Source organism: Pseudomonas sp. FP1762 (genome assembly GCF_030687105.1).
Taxonomy (GTDB): Bacteria; Pseudomonadota; Gammaproteobacteria; order Pseudomonadales; family Pseudomonadaceae; genus Aquipseudomonas; species Aquipseudomonas siliginis.
The window spans coordinates 5,994,420-6,009,267 of sequence record NZ_CP117458.1; the positions used below are offsets into that span (position 1 = coordinate 5,994,420).

A 14,848-nucleotide genomic window follows, 5' to 3' on the forward strand; every position below is an offset into this window, starting at 1 on the left:
GGTAAACCGTCTCGAACGTTAATCATCACTAAGCATAGCTCCCAGCGAACAGCCTGGTATTGATGGCGACAAAAAGTAGTCAAGTCATCTCACACCTTGTTCCTCTACTCTTCCTTTATCTCCCTGAACGGGATGATTGCTGTTAGCGGAGTGACCGCACAAAGCGGTTAGCGCCAATAGCCCACGCTTTGCCATTGACCGTGCTCGAAACCAACCTCCGGGTAGGTGCCGATTTGAGTTAGCCCGAGCGCTTTATGGATACCTGTGCTTCCAGCGTTGGGTGGGGCAATGCCGGCATAGGCTACATGAAAACCTTGTTTCTCTAGGCCTAGAAGAAGCTGCTTATAAAGCACACCTCCCTTCGGTGCAAAGCCGGGTCGACATATACGGTGACATCCACCGACCAGGGCGTTTCTCGCTCGATGCTGGCTTGCGTGAGCGTATCCATCGACGCTGCCTTCCACCCTGGGCTACCAGATAGGGATACGTTGGCAGTGTCGCGGCTATTCGTGCTTACATCTTTTTCGCAGTCGGTAGTATCAACGCGAACGAGATGAATGAGCCCGAAACCACTGGTCCATAGATTGGCTTGGATGGCAAAGGCATCAGTGGGTGAAGCACCCCTCACCTTATAATTCATATCTTTTCTTGCTGCCACTTGAGGAACCGCGTTTGAAGGGCTGAACGACTTAAGGCACAGCCTTCAGCTTGGATAATGGTGCTGTCCGCAAATGCGCTGCGACTCCGGAGAGTTGCGTCTTAAAGTCCTCAATCTGAGCGTGGCAGTAACTCACTTGCTGATCCGCGGCAACCAGGTCGGTCTGGTGCGCGCCAGCGGGCTCGTAATTACATATCGCCCCAGCCATCTGGAATGATATTTTAGGAAAAAATATCATAAGGACTAAAATTTATAAAGCTGTCACCTATTCTAAAAAACCTACTAAACCTGAGCGACAATGTTTCAGATGGCGCAAGAACCTATAGTGAAGTCTTTTCGCTGATAACCCGCCCCCTCGTCCATAACTGTTATTGCAGATATCATATCCAACCTCACCTCTTGAAGTAAATTCGGGGACTCCAGTTGAAGATACTCTTCCTTGGAAGCGGAGGTTTTTGTAGTTAAAGCTCGTGCTTTTATACGTTGGCCGTCTAACATTTCCACATCGAGCAAATTATGTCGCATACAGACCATTTCAATAAAATCGTAGAGACCGCAGTCCAGTGGCTGATATGTCATATCAATTACCTGTTTTCAAATATTACGAAACCATCATCTTTGGATTCGAGTGCCGAAAGTGAATGACCGACGATAAATATTGATACTGCGAGAAGTGCAACATCCTTTAGCAAAAACTGTCCAAGAGAAACCGTAATAGCGGGAAAACCAAGGCCTTCTTCAATAACTCCAGGAGTAGAAAACATAAAGCTTATCGTGGTTAAAAATAACCCAATAGATAACACACCACCGAGCAATGAAATCTTTGGTGATACGATGCGACCGAGGATAAGGGCTCCAATCAAGACCTCTATATAACCAAGCGCACTAGAAAAATTACCCACGCTGAGCATTTCATATGTCCAACCTACCACCGGGCTGTTGCTAACAAGCGGTACTAAACCTTGTGCTTCGTATTGAGTGAACTTCATACCGCCAAACCAAAAATAGATTACAGCTAAGGCACAGTATAAACCATAAATACTAAGCTGCATGATTTTGTCGCCCCAAACGCGCAACTTCTCAATGCCAAATAATGAAGTTTGATTCTTGAGCTGTGGATTCGTCATTTTAGACACTCACGGAGAAATATTTATTTGCTAATAAGATACAATTTTGCACGAGGCAGAATAACGCCGGTATCAGTGCCGCACGGCGACCGTGCGGCACCGACTGATTTTCAGCTAACCGCTGGAAAATCTAGCGGAGTATCATTTATACGGTTAATTAAATTAGTAAATGTGATACTTGAAACAGCAAGCACGACATCCACAATCTGCTGATCTGAATAACCGACTTCTTTGACAGTATTAACGGCTTCGATCGCGAGGGTACCCGATGTACTAACGAGCGTTCTAGCGAACTTCGACAAAGCATCAAATTTGGAATTGCCAGAAGGCGTATTGTGGCGCGCCGCGAGTATTTCGTCGTCCTTAAGACCGGCACCTTTCCCGATCACAGTATGTGCTGCAAGGCAATAATCACATCCTGAAGCCTGGCTGACGGCGAGTTTGATTACCTCGATTTCCTTTACGCTTAGACTTCCCTTATGTAGAGCACTATCGAGTGCGAGCGCGGCTTCCAAAGCGAGAGGGCTGTTAGTGCCTGCGACTAGAAAAGCATTGGGCACTCCACCAAAAGCACGCTTAATAGAGGCGAATACTTCTGCAGAGTGACCGGTCGCGTCATCAACGCCCGTTACATTCAAACGATTCATAAAGTTACCTTTTGTCATGCATGAGTGAACGCTCAGCCGCCTCTTTTTAAAGAGGCTGTTTAATCATGCTGCGGCGTTCATAATTACGCCTGAGATCAGGCGATCTCCAATGTCAGCTTTCAAACCGACATTGGTGGATTCAGAGCGAAGAAAAATTACTATTACGCTTACAAGTTCTTCGAATTATTACCAAGAAAATTAAGCATTCTCTCGGCAATTACATCTCCATGAGTTTCAATTGCAAAGTGACCGGTATCGAGAAATACGATTTCTGCATTCGGAATATCCCGTTTGAACGCCTCAGCACCAGCGGGGAGGAAGAAAGGGTCATTTTTCCCCCAGATCGCTAACAGGGCAGGCTGCCTAGTTCTAAAGTATTCTTGCACCTCAGCATACTGCTTGATGTTTTCGCCATAGTTCATAATCAAGTCGAGTTGGATGTCGACGCCCAGACGCTCCACAGCTGCCTGTGCCAACAGGTAGCTCTCAGGCGCGATAAGCGCAGGATCATTTACTCCCTCGGTGTACTGCCACTTGGTCATTTCCAGCGTATTCAGTTTTCGCAACGCTTCGCGATTTTCAAGGGATGGATCCGCCCAGGCTTTACGCATATCTGCCCACCCTGGGCTAAGCCCTTCTTCGTAGGCATTCCCATTTTGAGTGATGATGGCTGTGATTTTTTCAGGGTTTTTAACAGCAAGACGCCAACCTACAGGTGCACCATAATCAAAAACATAGATGGCATATTTGTTTAAAGCTTTAGCTTCTGTAAACCTTTGTACTACCCCTGCAAGATTATCAAAATTATAAATAAACTTTCTTGTAGGATCGACTGTAGTCAAACCAAACCCCGGTAAATCTGGTGCGACCACATGGTACTTCGTAGCCAATTTCGGAATTAAATCACGAAACATGTGGGAGGATGCACCAAACCCGTGCAGCAATAAAACTGTCGGAGCACTCTTATCACCTGCCTCGCGATAGAAAACTTCTACTCCATCGATATTAATAGTCTGGTGGCGGGTTTGATTTAAAATCGGGGACGCCGAAGCGACACTTGCGATCAAGCCTAATGTAGTAACCAAACCAGCAATCAAAAAAGATTTCATATTTAGTTTCATAAATCCCTCTCTATTTTCTTTTAAGTTTAGTGCCTACCAACGTTTTAACTCCATAATAATCTGCCTTAGCAGTGGCGCTACAGCAACTTGCAATTAATCATTCGTCACTGCGAAGGTCACTGCTAGTTCTACAGATGCTCCAAGCGGTAGCTGCGTTACAGAGAATGCCGTCCGGCTATGGCTACCAAGAGACTGGCCAAAAACAGACACAAAAAGCTCTGACGCTCCATCCAGCACATGTGGCTGTGCAAGGAAATCCTGTGCACTGGCAACATACCCTTCCAAACGCAATAACCCGCCAAACCGTTGAAACCCACCTAAGGCCGTTTCAATTTGCGAGATAACATTGAGAGCTGCCGCTCTTGCAGCGGCGTAGCCATCGGCTTCACTTATATGGAAGCCAACCACACCAGGGTGGAAAAGTTTGCTGTTAACTAAAGGAAACTGCCCAGAAACAGCCCCTATGCCATTGCGAATCATCACCGCACTATAGGAACCGACCGGCTTAGGGGGCTCCGGTAACGTAATGCCGAGCAAGCGCAGTCTTTCAGCAATTTCGTCGCCACTTAGCGCGTCGGGCGATAATTCCAATGATATAGGTGTCTTCATGATCTACTCCGAATCAAGGCTTCAGCACTAGATTGCCCGACACACGCCCTTCCCCGAGTAGCTCATGAGCACGAGCTGCTTCAGAAAGCGGAATTACTTGATCCAGTACTGGGCGCACAGCGCCTTTCTTTATCAAATCCAACCCGAAACGCAGGTCGTCCAAATCCCCCATAAGCGTCCCAAGCAGCCGACGCTGGCTGAAGAAAAAGCTACGAATATCAAGATTCAGCTCAGACCCTGCGACGAAGCCCAAGGTAACCACAGTGCCAGTAGGACGCGTTGCTTCAATACTGCGGGCAAGAATTTCACCACCGAGGTTGTCGATCGTTACATCCATACCTTTACCTCCTGTCCACTCGCGAGAGACTGCTACAAAGTCTTCACGCTTGCTGTTGATGACCAGATCGGCACCGAGCTTTCGTGCGACTTCAGCTTTCTCATCGTTACTAACTGTAGTTACGACCCTGGCGCCAAGCGCCTTAGCGATTTGGATGCTCATCGAACCTGTACCCGAACCGCCCGCTTGGACCAAAACGGTGTCTCCCGCTTTCACCGCGCCTACGACTCTCACAGCGCGCACAGCAGTCACTAGGACCATTGGCAACGTCGCAAGCTCCTCTGGGGACAGGCCCGTATCGTCGCGCAGCAACCAATGCGCGGGAACTTCCATGTACTCAGCATAGGCCCCCCAACTCATAATGCCTGCAATGGCATAGCTGGTAGCTGCACTCATGGGGGAAAATGCATAGTCAGCTTTATCTAGCGGGTAACCAGGCATAGGTACTACACGTTCACCCAGTGAGAAGTCGGTCACACCGGCACCCAACTCGACTACCTCCCCAACCGCATCCGACCCAAGAATATGAGGCAAAGCGAGATCACGGGTGATAGCACCTTCACGCAGGTAGAGTTCAAGTCGATTGATGCCTGCAGCTAGTACCCGAATGACCACGTGTCCTGGGCGTGCGCTTGGCGTAGCAACGTCCTCGTAGCGCAGAACGTTCGGGCCACCGAACTCACGAAAAATAGACGCTTTCATAAAAACTCCGTTAAACAGAAAAATAAGAGAGATCACGTCGCCGGCATCGTTCATCTTGAACATTTACCCGCTTGAGTGGCTATTATGTGAGCGAACGAAGCAGCCGAATATTGGGATTTTCTTGCCGGAGCAATAAGCTGTGCTTAACGAAGAAGCTCGACGGATTGCAATTTATTTGAATGCTCTACGGGCATTCGAGGCAGCTGCAAGGCTGCAAACGTTCTCCGCTGCTGCGGAGGAACTCAACGTAACCCCTCCTGCGATCAGCCAATTAATCAAAACGTTAGAAGATTACGTAGGGCGTTCTCTGTTTGAACGATCCCGTAGTGGCGTGACGTTAACCCCTGAAGCCGCTGCGATTTATCCTCAGATCCGCGACGGATTTTCACTGCTGGCGGAGGGATTACAACGTTTGCGGACAGCGCTACCGGTTAATGTCGTCACGCTATCTGTAACGCCTGCTTTTGCTAGCAAATGGCTCTTGACCCGAATTTCTGGTTTCAGCGCTCGCTATCCACAATGGGATATTCGATTGCACACTACTGACCGTCTTGTCGATTTTCGCAGTGAGGGCGTAGACATCGGCGTTCGCTTTGGGATAGGCCGTTACCCCGATTTAACAGCGGAGCGAATGATGGGAGAGTACGTATTCCCGGTTTGCAGCCAAAATTTGCTAGACAAGCTGGGAAAGCCTTCATTAAGTCTTGACGATATTGCTTTTTTGACCTTGATACACGATGCAACCATAAGCTTCGATCCAAATTTCCCAACGTGGACTTCATGGCTGTCATCTCGAGGGTACAATAATATTCATGGACTGCGTGGCATGCATGTGAATGCATCTGCGCTAGCTATCCAGGCAGCTATTGAAGGGCACGGTGTCGCGTTAGCTCGCAGCCGATTAGTAAAAGAGGATTTGGTTTCAGGGCGATTGGTGCGTCCTTTCGATGGATACGAAACGTCTCACTCTTCCTATTTCGTGGTGTATCCCCACCACGCTACCCTGCGCCCCCAAGTAAAAGCAGTGCGTGATTGGCTGATGTCGGAAGCAGAAGAGGAACAAATACTGACAACTTACTACTAAACGAGGCGCCTTAAGAATTATTCGATCAGCATAAACTATTTAATTAAGGGTTTTTGTTGAAGGTGATGTTCGAATCCCGTGTAGCGCAAGGATGCCCTTCGTGATATCGATAATGATAGCGGCCTGCCTTTTCCAACTTCTAAAACGGGAGTTGTTAGGCCCTTCATACTTAATAGCGCAACGACTATTAAAAGCCCAAAAACACTGATCCTCCGGAAGCACGAAAAAGTATTAAGCCGTTGCATAGCAACTATTCCTGAATCGTGTAAGACGCTTACGACGTGTTCTCTGATGCGGCGTAAATGCGGCGTAAAAACAGCCTCGGTGAACTGAATTTATAGTAATTTGGTCAGTCCATGATCGCTGACAAAGCACGTTCTTTTCATTACCCTAGCAGGGCGTCACGACTACCCGCGTGCTCAAGTGCAATCATATAATCGAAGCCACTTACATGATGCTCTCCAACAAACATCTGCGGAACGTTGTGTCGTCCCACTTTTGATAATCCGTTCTCGCAAGTGCTGAGAATCAGCCTTAACATTAATTTCTTCCACCCTATTGCTCTCGCCTGTTAAGAATGCTTTGGCATAATGGCAACGAGAACCAACGCTGGGGAATAAACATTGTTACATTTTTCATTTTATCTACTCCCAAACTACTATTAAAGCTCTGGCAAACCGATCGATATTACTCGCCATAATATGTTTAGACAATTTTAAGTCCTAATTTCTGCAACGCCCTACTGACCGCCGCGGCGAGTTCACCGCGGCTGAGGAACAGAATTAGACAGTAACCACTTTCCGCTATTGAGAGCTAATCCTAAACTTTGAGCAACTTACCGAGATCTTGCTTCAGTAGATAGACAGAAGCCATCAATAAGACGAGATCTTTCAACAAGAAACCCGAAACTATGGTCATCGCTGGGAACCCGCCAGCTTCTGGGTGCCAAGCTCCTGGTGCAAACGGGAAAATCGTGAGTGTACCTATAAATGTTACAATCGAACCAAGAGCGCCAAGTACGCCAATTTTTTTGTTCCAGAACCCAAGGAACAATAACAGCCCGAAAGTCCATTCCGCAGTACCCAGCAAAATGCTCGTGCCGCTAACACCTAATACTGGAATTGTCCAAGAAAGAAGTGGCGCGTTGGTCAGCAAAGGAATTAAGTCTCTTATTTCAACATCGAACCACTTGTCATAGCCAAACCAAAGGAAGATAAGCACCATGGAGGCTCGGAGCAAGTGATAATCTAGGTCGTGCTTCATGATAAAGGAACGGCCAAGCAAATTAATAATGTAGTTCATAATTATTTCCTCTAGACGAATGATGGGCAACTGGCTATTAATAGTCGCTGGGGACTATAAGCAACATTACGGTGATTTTGTATACTGGGTGCTGCGCCTAAAACTTACTGGTCTTTTCAGGTTACTTTCGGAAACTCAATTACGGTGTCATTCACACGATTAAAGTAGTTAGTGAAAATACCAGACGAGATAGCAAGAAGGATCTCAACAATTTGCTTGTTGTTATAGCCGGCGGCTTTTATTGCATCCACATGCTCCGCTGGTAGAGTGCCTCGAGTTTGGTACAAAACTCGGGCAAATGACGCGAGCGCATCTAGCTTTGCGTTGCCCGATGATGCATCGCCATGGCGAGCAGCCAGGATTTGTTCTTTACTAAGACCCGCACCTCGACCGATCACCGTATGCGCGGCAAGGCAATAGTCGCAACCGGTCTGTTGGCTGATAGCGAGCTTGATTACCTCGATGTCTTGTGTAGTCAGCGATCCTTTTGACAAGGTGCTATCGACTGCCAGAGCTGCCTCCAGCGCTGCGGGGCTATTGGCACCGATATCTGCGAAGGTATTGGGTACAGCGCCAAAGGCAGTCTTGATAGCAACGAACAATTCGGCAGCGCGGCCGGTTGCCTGATCGACGGGGTGGGAAGTAAGGCGAGTCATACGATTTCCTTTTGCTAATGTGGACCGGCAGGAGCGCCGGATGTAGCCACTTTAGCGAGGTAATCGATCCAAATGATGATAGGTTTGGGCATCTTCTTGCCCTAGCGTCTCAATCTGGAAAGAAAATGGACCTATTAAGCCGCTTACTGCACCTCTATCCCGTCGAGGTCGCTCTAGACCATGTGTGCAAGCTCGGGGCTCCCTGGGCGCTCGAGAACCCGCCTACCAATTACGGAGTCGCTCCTTATCATATTGTTACCTCTGGAAGTGTGTGGCTTTACACCTCTGGCTTCGAGCCACTGCATCTGCACTGCGGTGACGTTATCGTTTTCCCTACTGGCGCTGCACATACCTTAAAAGCAGACCCTGATAGTTTGCCGAGCTTAGTACGGGTGGAAACCGGTTCAGCGCTGCCTGTTGCAGTAAATGATGAGGTGGGTGCGCAAAGCGAGATACTGTGCGGGTACTTTCATTTTGAGCCTGGCATTGCTGGCCCATTGTTCAGCTCTCTGCCTAGCTTGATGGTTGTTCGCGAAGCCGGCGGTAAAGACATGCAGGTTATGCAATCTTTGATCGCCATTCTTGGCTGCGAGCAACGGGCCACAGGTCAGGGGTCGGAAGTAATCCTGAGCCAGCTTGCCTCAGCCTTGTTCGCAATCATTCTCCGGGCATGGATGTCCCAGGCACAAACTCAACCTAGTATGCTGGCATTACTGTCGGATCCACGCCTCGTTCGCGGCTTATACGCTATGCTGGAGGACCCGGCTCGACAGTGGTCGGTGGAAGAGCTGGCTAATACCTGTCATTTATCGCGCGCTACGTTCGCACGTCATTTCGTGAAAGTAGCAGGAATGACGCCTGGAGATATGCTCGTGCGTATCAGAATGGCGAAGGCTGCGCATTGGTTAAGTCGTGACACGCGCAGCGTGGCCATCGTTGCAGAGATCGTTGGTTATCAGTCCGAGGCAGCCTTTAGCCGCGCTTTTAGTCGCTTCCATGGCAAGAGCCCTGGATCATTTAGGCGTGAAAACGGAAGATAAAAGTATCCGGGCCTGCGCTTTTCGCTGGACGCGTATATCGTCCACGTTCTTCAAAGACGTTTGTGAAAAAACTCCACACCACAATTTTTCCGTTAAAGAACCACCGTGGCTCCTAGCGACGACTTCATTTGAATCACACACTTCCTTGTAGAGCTCGACGCTGCGACATCTCAACTGAATGTTAGTAGTCACCAGAATGCTTGCGGCTCTGGTGGTTGAAACGTAAGCGTCCGGGCAATACACCGGCGCCTTACTGAAGGGCTTAACGTTTAGCGAAGGCGAGACGCGCCGCAAAAAGAACGAAGATCATTCCTGTTGCACGATCCATCCACGCGACCACCTTCTCACGCCGCAATATACCGGCCAGCGACTGGGTTGCGGCGATTAGAATAATCGACCATAGCAACCCAATTACCACGTGAATGCTTACCAAGCCGAACGTCCAAGCAACCAATGGTTGGCCTTGGGGAATGAATTGGGGCAAGAAAGAGACGTAGAAAATACCAATCTTGGGATTCAGGATATTTCCCATCATTCCCTTCAGGAACCAGTTATGGCCTGGCTTTGCTGCCGCTTGGACAGGCGACAATGATCTACGCGGGCGTAAGATCATATTCAGCCCGAGCCAGGCTAGATAGGCGGCACCGCAGTATTTCAAGACGTTGAACGCCAACTCTGATACGGCAATCAGTGCGCCTAGTCCAAACGCCACAGCGGCGCCCCACAGCAAGCAACCTGTATTGATGCCCAGTGCGGCGCGAAAAGCCTGTTGCCTACCTTCCACGGTGGCCGTTCTCAATATCAAAGCAGTGTCGAGGCCTGGCGTCAGGGTTAACAGCGTTGCTGCGAAGGTGAACGCAATAAGGTTGTCAGCAATTGACATAGGAAGATGGCCTCGGCGTGATTTAGAGGAGAAGTTAACCTCAAAAAGCTGTCTGTTAGAAGTCGCATCTCTAGGCAGAGTGGGCTCAGACTGACGACAAGGATGCTGTGAATCCGGACGAGGAGCAGCCTGACTGGGCAAGGAGCTGCCTGTTTTACCATAAGTCCGTACTCGCACCCGGTGAGCAGTAAGCATCCGCGTTTTGCTCTAGATGTGGGAGGCTAGCGTCCAGTTGTGGGGCAGCAAGACGTTGATGTCGCTCGCCCGCTGCGTCGGCAGACGAGCCAGAACGTGCTTAATATAAGCATAAGGATCGTGCCCGTTCATGCGCGCAGACTGGATCAAACTCATGATCGCCGCCGCCCGCTTGCCGCTCCGTAGCGATCCAGCAAACAACCAGTTCGAGCGCCCAAGTGCCCACGGTCAGATCTGATTTTCTACCTGATTGTTGTCGATAGGCACAGCTCAGTCGTCCAGGTAGGTGTCCACTTACGAACAGGGTTGGCGTTGATACCGTGTCGCAAGGCTACGCTAGCTATCGATACACCGGGTTGCAGGCATTCTTGAACGACTTGGGCTTTAAAAGGTTTTGGATAAGAGGTTCGCTGGCGCATGGCAATCCTAACGATAAGGGCGATGGTGCCCACGTATTTTTAAGTGGACACCATCGCCCTTATTGCAGAGATCGGGTAGGTGACTTTGCCGGACGCTTACGTTGAAACCTTCAAGCAGGGCTTTGCTTATCCAAATTGGGTAACCGCCGGCACGGGCATGCCGCTAGGTTCGATTCTCCCGGGTTTGGTGGATGACATTCCTTGTACCTTCGCCTATCCCTAACTCGGCGAAGAGTTTTTGACAGCCAGGTGAGTGGTGAACGCCTCATTGGCGACACCGGTTACCGGCAGCTTTAGTAACTCATTTCTTTATGGAGACAATCGTTCCTTTACCTCCCTCGACCCGAAAGGAGAATGACACACGATCTCCTACCTTCAACCCTGCCAAGAGCACACCAGCGTGGTGATCACCACCAACCTCAGCTTCTCGGAATGGTCGAGCGTGTTTGGTGACGCCAAGATGACAACGGCGTTGCTGGATCGGCTGACACACCACTGCCACATCGTCGAAACGGGCAACGAGTCCTACCGCCTGCAACACAGCAGCTTGGTCGCCCAGACCAAGATCAAATCACGTGAACGAAAGCGCAAAGACAATGATGGTGCCGAGGACGATGAGCTGTTTTGATCCGCACCGAAAATACCCTGCCGCATGCCCACATGCGGTGGGGCTTTAATGCCTCTTCCACCGGGACACGACTGCTAAGCTTATCCACAATTGCTGATGCCAAAATCAGCAATCCGCCCTGGGTCAATTTTCAATCGGCAGGGTGGGTCAGTTTTCAATCAGCGCCGACAGGCTAGAGACCTTCGGTGCGTATCGCGCCTGATTTGATGCAATCGGGCCGAGAATCCGTTGCATCCGCACCCCCGTGCTCTTGCTAGGCTCTGCACGTAAAGTATTCTCGCAGGCACTGCTTAACCCAGGGCAACGAGTTCCTAACCCCAAACTTGAGTCATTCATCTCGGCCTTACCGTGCAGAACAGCGAAACGAGTGGCTGGAGGTTGCACCTGAGTTGCTGGCCCACATGTCGTCCCTGGGTGGCGCACACATCCTGCTTACTGGCGAGTATCTGTGGCCCAAAGAAGCCCAAGGTGTCATTTCGGCCCCAGCCGAAACCTACCTCTAAAGGATGCCAGCTGCGTCGACGAAGCCGCCAAAATGGAACCGTTATCCGCAATATTCCCACTAAAGAGCTTTCGTCATGACGTGCCCTTATGAATCCTATTCGCACTACCCCATCTTTCATCCCGCACATTCATTCACCCGATGCGGAAGAGCCGACGCCCGGTAAGCCACTGCACTCGGCGGTAGTCGGCCGTGATAGCAAGGCTGTGGCGCGGCTGCGTAATGAAGGCGTTCGGGCCAATACATTGAATGCCCAGGGGCATTCGCCGCTGGATGTGCTCGACAACATGCGCGATATCGACGAGCGCAGCCGGTCTAGTTTGCGCATGGCGTTGCTGCAATCACTTAACCCGACTGCGCCATTGGGCTATGCCAAGCCGGAGGCGCTGCATGGGACGCCATGGGGCCTTGAGATTCTTCAATCCGGGGCGCTCAAGGGTGGCGTTAATGATGCCAAGGGGGGCACCCAGTCCCTGGAAGGCAAGGTATTTTTCTCTGATCGAACCCGAGAAAGCGCGACCGATGAAACCACTCGCGCAGACTTGCGCAGCAAGGCCCGAGTGTACGCTGCCGGCAAAGGCATGCATCCCAGCAACGCCTACTCTCGGGCCCTGCAACACCGCATGACGCAAGTCATCCTGCATGCGCTGGACAACGGTAAAGCGATCCCGACCAGCAACATCAAGCCATCAATCGAAGTCAACAGTCATGACCAGCTACATATCGAAGGTGCGGCGTGGCTGCAGCGATTGCTGCATGCCGGCCACATCAATTCCGGTGGACGAAAATTCCTAAATGCGACACTGGATGAATCTTTAAATTCTCTAAAGCTGCCTGGATCTCTTGCTTTGAAAGCTGATGACCAAGTAAAAGAGTTAAAGGGTGAAGAGCTGAATGGGTTCTACCATCGGGCTGCAAGCGAACTGCAGCGCTCCTTGGAAAATGGTAAAGCTCCCTACTTAGGCCTGCTAAATCAAGGAAGCATCGTCCCATTGGTTTTCGGTTTCGAGAAAATCAATAACTTGTCCACCCACGAAATCCAATATTCTTCCAAGACAAAGCAATATTCCTATCAAGATGGGGACCACCCATTGTCCGGCAGCCCGGAAAAGGGCGGCAAGCTGAAAGAAGTGGAAGTTCGAAGCCTAGGCGATTTCGCCACCCTATGCTTAGGCTGCGCAATCAAGGGCGTCGAATTACCTGCTGACTTACTGGTGCGGGTAAAGGGCCAGAACGGCAGCAAGGCCCAATATCTAGACGCGCAAAAGATAGCGACATTCAGGCAGAAACTGGCAGCGCAAGTGGCCGAGCAGGCTGGGGAGCAACCTCTGCCGGCGCTTGGTCTTCATCAGCTGCAAGAAATCAATTCCCGCCTACGGGCTAATGATTTGAGTGGATGGCTCAAAGCTTGAGGATGGAGCAGGCGATGCCTGCTCATCGCCGGATTCGCGCAGTCAGCCGATCATCGGCCCGCCGACGCCCAATGCGTTGGGTTTGGTGAAGATATCAGCAACCAGATCCTAGGGCTCTGCACGAGAAGTATTGTCGTAAACACCGCATGGCACAGCCCAGCGAGACCATGGCGGCAAAACTTCTCGCGAGCTTATCGAAGCGCGTAACGATCCGGCGGTTCTCCTTCAGCCATCCGAACATGCGCTCAATGATGGTGCGTTGCCGGTACTTGGGACGGTCAAACAGTCTGGCCAACCCTGGCTTGGGCTTGCACTTGATGCTACGCAACGGTGGCACTGGCTGCATGCGATAACGATCACAGTACTGGCGCAGAGCTTCAGCGTCATAACCCTTATCAGCCAGCAGCCATCGGCAGCGCTTGCGTGGGCGACCGCGCAGGCTGGGGATATAAGCCCCATCGAGTAACGGCTGAGCATAGGCAATATCACTGGCTTGTCCGCTCGACAGCAGGAAGCGAAGAGGCACGCCATTGGCGTCGCACAGCATATGGATTTTGCTCGTCAAACCGCCCCGACTACGCCCGAGTGCGTGGTCTTGCGGTTCTTCAGACCCCCTTTTTTACCGGCACCTGATGAGGCTCGGGTTGCCTGTACGGCAGTGGAATCGATCATCCACGTATCCAAATCGATCAAGCCTTGCTCGTTCAACCGGACATGGAGCCGCTTGAGCATCTGATCAAACGCTGCGCAATCACGCCAGTCACGGAAGCGTTGGTAGACCGTTGACCAAGGGCCGAATCGCTCGGGCATGTCTCGCCAGGCTGCGCCAGAGCACAGTACCCAGAGGATGCCGTTGAGCATTAGGCGATCATCGGTTCGAGGCCGCCCGGTGCGTCGGGTTTTAGTGAAGAGATCAGCAACCAGAGCCCAGGCTGCATCAAGGAGTTCATACCGTTTTGCCATCTTGGCCTCCTGGCTTTAATGACGGTGGATTCTACGGAAGACTGGTGCTTTCAGGGTTTTCGTACAGAGCCTAGCAAAGCGCCTAAGAAATGGACCATTCCAGGTCTTCAAGGATGTGCCGGAGAATGGATATGAAAGCCGACATTAGCGATGCCCCTGAGCGAATCATCCGAGGGCATCACAAACATAACGTCCTCTATATGGCGATCTGTGTGCTAATCGCGAGCTTGGCGACGGTAGCTACACTTCAGTTGATTGGCCGAGCTCCAAGCCTCGACTCAGTATACAAGCGGACGGAGAGCTCGACTGGACGGGAAGAACAACTGACTGTCGTAAATCCGATGCCGCCGAGGCAGGACCTCGATTCATCATGGCTTCGAGCATCATCGGAAATCCGTTCACCAGACAATGCGCCTAGGCAAACGGTTTTCAATGATCAGAACTTCGTTCCTAGAGGCGCTGACAATGTGGTCGCTTTTCGAGTTAGCTCCGATCTTTCGCCAAGGCCAGAGGCTCCGAAGAAACCGAAGTTGACGATCGTCCGGCAGTGGCCGAGCATGAAA

14 protein-coding genes and 4 pseudogenes are annotated in these 14,848 nt (G+C 50.7%); 4 read left to right on the forward strand and 14 right to left on the reverse strand.

What is annotated here, in order from left to right:
• Positions 1 to 170: 170 nt before the first annotated feature.
• The 7 genes and pseudogenes from PSH90_RS26940 to PSH90_RS26970 form a co-directional block, all read right to left on the reverse strand.
• Positions 171 to 640 (reverse strand): annotated as a pseudogene (locus PSH90_RS26940) (N-acetyltransferase family protein); the annotation flags it as partial.
• Positions 641 to 961: 321 nt separating this feature from the next.
• Complete coding sequence (locus PSH90_RS26945; protein WP_160767952.1) at positions 962 to 1,237, reverse strand: Rho-binding antiterminator; 276 nt, start codon at positions 1,235 to 1,237, stop codon at positions 962 to 964.
• Between the two features lie 5 nt (positions 1,238 to 1,242).
• Positions 1,243 to 1,785, reverse strand: coding sequence for a YkgB family protein (locus PSH90_RS26950; protein WP_160767951.1), 543 nt, complete (start codon positions 1,783 to 1,785; stop codon positions 1,243 to 1,245).
• A 110-nt stretch (positions 1,786 to 1,895) separates the two neighbouring features.
• Positions 1,896 to 2,432: a carboxymuconolactone decarboxylase family protein gene (locus PSH90_RS26955; RefSeq protein WP_056854380.1), complete on the reverse strand. Its 537-nt coding sequence runs from the start codon at positions 2,430 to 2,432 to the stop codon at positions 1,896 to 1,898.
• A gap of 167 nt (positions 2,433 to 2,599) precedes the next feature.
• Entirely contained in the window at positions 2,600 to 3,553 is a 954-nt protein-coding gene (locus tag PSH90_RS26960; protein WP_160767950.1) for an alpha/beta fold hydrolase, read from the reverse strand.
• Between the two features lie 93 nt (positions 3,554 to 3,646).
• On the reverse strand, positions 3,647 to 4,162 hold the full coding sequence (locus tag PSH90_RS26965) for a RidA family protein (RefSeq protein WP_160767949.1): 516 nt from the start codon (positions 4,160 to 4,162) through the stop codon (positions 3,647 to 3,649).
• A 13-nt stretch (positions 4,163 to 4,175) separates the two neighbouring features.
• Positions 4,176 to 5,264 (reverse strand): zinc-binding dehydrogenase, encoded by a 1,089-nt coding sequence (locus PSH90_RS26970; protein WP_160767948.1) that lies wholly within the window; start codon positions 5,262 to 5,264, stop codon positions 4,176 to 4,178.
• 76 nt (positions 5,265 to 5,340) lie between these two features.
• On the opposite strand from PSH90_RS26970, the gene PSH90_RS26975 reads away from it, so the two are divergent.
• On the forward strand, positions 5,341 to 6,285 hold the full coding sequence (locus tag PSH90_RS26975; protein WP_305381860.1) for a LysR substrate-binding domain-containing protein: 945 nt from the start codon (positions 5,341 to 5,343) through the stop codon (positions 6,283 to 6,285).
• Between the two features lie 819 nt (positions 6,286 to 7,104).
• Here PSH90_RS26975 and PSH90_RS26980 read toward each other — a convergent pair.
• Both PSH90_RS26980 and PSH90_RS26985 read right to left on the reverse strand, forming a co-directional pair.
• Positions 7,105 to 7,587, reverse strand: a complete 483-nt coding sequence (locus PSH90_RS26980; RefSeq protein ID WP_056854291.1) for a YkgB family protein — start codon at positions 7,585 to 7,587, stop codon at positions 7,105 to 7,107.
• Between the two features lie 116 nt (positions 7,588 to 7,703).
• A complete protein-coding gene (locus PSH90_RS26985; RefSeq protein ID WP_056854290.1) occupies positions 7,704 to 8,243 on the reverse strand; it encodes a carboxymuconolactone decarboxylase family protein in 540 nt (179 codons plus the stop codon).
• Between the two features lie 125 nt (positions 8,244 to 8,368).
• On the opposite strand from PSH90_RS26985, the gene PSH90_RS26990 reads away from it, so the two are divergent.
• A complete protein-coding gene (locus PSH90_RS26990) occupies positions 8,369 to 9,283 on the forward strand; it encodes an AraC family transcriptional regulator (protein WP_160767947.1) in 915 nt (304 codons plus the stop codon).
• 262 nt (positions 9,284 to 9,545) lie between these two features.
• Here PSH90_RS26990 and PSH90_RS26995 read toward each other — a convergent pair whose 3' ends face one another.
• From PSH90_RS26995 to PSH90_RS27010, 4 genes and pseudogenes are all read right to left on the reverse strand, one after another.
• A complete protein-coding gene (locus PSH90_RS26995) occupies positions 9,546 to 10,166 on the reverse strand; it encodes a LysE family translocator (protein ID WP_056854288.1) in 621 nt (206 codons plus the stop codon).
• A gap of 207 nt (positions 10,167 to 10,373) precedes the next feature.
• A pseudogene (locus PSH90_RS27000) lies at positions 10,374 to 10,631 on the reverse strand (transposase domain-containing protein); the annotation flags it as partial.
• Positions 10,604 to 10,780: a transposase gene (locus tag PSH90_RS27645; protein ID WP_082557577.1), complete on the reverse strand. Its 177-nt coding sequence runs from the start codon at positions 10,778 to 10,780 to the stop codon at positions 10,604 to 10,606. The pseudogene PSH90_RS27000 and the gene PSH90_RS27645, both read right to left, overlap by 28 nt.
• A gap of 301 nt (positions 10,781 to 11,081) precedes the next feature.
• Positions 11,082 to 11,168: pseudogene (locus PSH90_RS27010) on the reverse strand (heat-shock protein HtpX); the annotation flags it as partial.
• On the opposite strand from PSH90_RS27010, the pseudogene PSH90_RS27015 reads away from it, so the two are divergent.
• Positions 11,154 to 11,408: pseudogene (locus tag PSH90_RS27015) on the forward strand (ATP-binding protein); the annotation flags it as partial. The pseudogenes PSH90_RS27010 and PSH90_RS27015 overlap by 15 nt on opposite strands.
• 591 nt (positions 11,409 to 11,999) lie before the next feature.
• Positions 12,000 to 13,322: an ankyrin repeat domain-containing protein gene (locus PSH90_RS27020; protein ID WP_166554540.1), complete on the forward strand. Its 1,323-nt coding sequence runs from the start codon at positions 12,000 to 12,002 to the stop codon at positions 13,320 to 13,322.
• A 94-nt stretch (positions 13,323 to 13,416) separates the two neighbouring features.
• Here PSH90_RS27020 and PSH90_RS27025 read toward each other — a convergent pair.
• Positions 13,417 to 14,285, reverse strand: a protein-coding gene (locus PSH90_RS27025) for an IS5 family transposase (protein WP_305381861.1) whose coding sequence is annotated in 2 segments (ribosomal slippage) — positions 13,417 to 13,941 and positions 13,944 to 14,285 — 867 coding nt in all. Because the reading frame shifts where the segments join, the coding sequence is not laid out codon by codon here.
• Positions 14,286 to 14,848 lie beyond the last annotated feature (563 nt).